Source organism: Pelosinus sp. sgz500959, assembly GCF_042610375.1.
GTDB lineage: Bacteria > Bacillota > Negativicutes > DSM-13327 > DSM-13327 > CTSoil-075.
The window spans coordinates 1-746 of sequence record NZ_JBGJZL010000048.1 but is presented as its reverse complement, the minus strand read 5'-3'; the positions used below and the strand labels follow the sequence as shown (position 1 = coordinate 746).

Sequence of the window (746 nt, the reverse complement as noted above, 5' to 3'; positions counted from 1 at the left end):
GTTTAAACTCTACTTACATTGCTTAGTTTTGAGGGAATACCTCTACGGGCCTATAGCTCAGCTGGTTAGAGCGCACGCCTGATAAGCGTGAGGTCGATGGTTCGAGTCCATCTAGGCCCACCATTCATTTGTTATTATTATTCGAGGTTTTAATAACTCGAATTTTTTTGACTCATGAAGTCAAATGAAAATATGGGGAATTAGCTCAGCTGGGAGAGCACCTGCCTTGCACGCAGGGGGTCAACGGTTCGATCCCGTTATTCTCCACCAAATTATTTCATTGCTTTCCTAGTAGCTTTGGCTAGCAGGAGGGAAATGATGTTAGCACTATCATGCTAACTAAGCGATCATACGGAAATGAATTTCCGAATGCCTGCTTATGTTCTTTGAAAACTTCACAGAAGAAAGCAAAAGTAATAAACCATGCAAATGGGTGATTACCANGTGCTAACTAAGCGATCATACGGAAATGAATTTCCGAATGCCTGCTTATGTTCTTTGAAAACTTCACAGAAGAAAGCAAAAGTAATAAACCATGCAAATGGGTGATTACCAAGCATTTTAGGATTAATTTTTAAACGTATATTCATTTATGAATATATAAAATTTGTTCGTGTTTTCTAAACGCGAATGACTTTCAAATGAGGACAGATTGACAAGAAGCTGTCAGATGCTAGGCGGAGCGAGGACGTGAATGGAGTCGTACTGGTAAGTACGTCGACGTGAACGCCCACAGCGACAACGAC

Annotated in this window: 2 tRNA genes; both read left to right on the top strand. The window is 40.8% G+C overall.

The window, feature by feature from the left end:
* Positions 1-46 precede the first annotated feature (46 nt).
* A tRNA-Ile gene (locus tag ACAN52_RS21885) sits at positions 47-123 on the top strand.
* A 71-nt stretch (positions 124-194) separates the two neighbouring features.
* Positions 195-270: transfer RNA gene (locus ACAN52_RS21880), tRNA-Ala, on the top strand.
* Positions 271-746 lie beyond the last annotated feature (476 nt).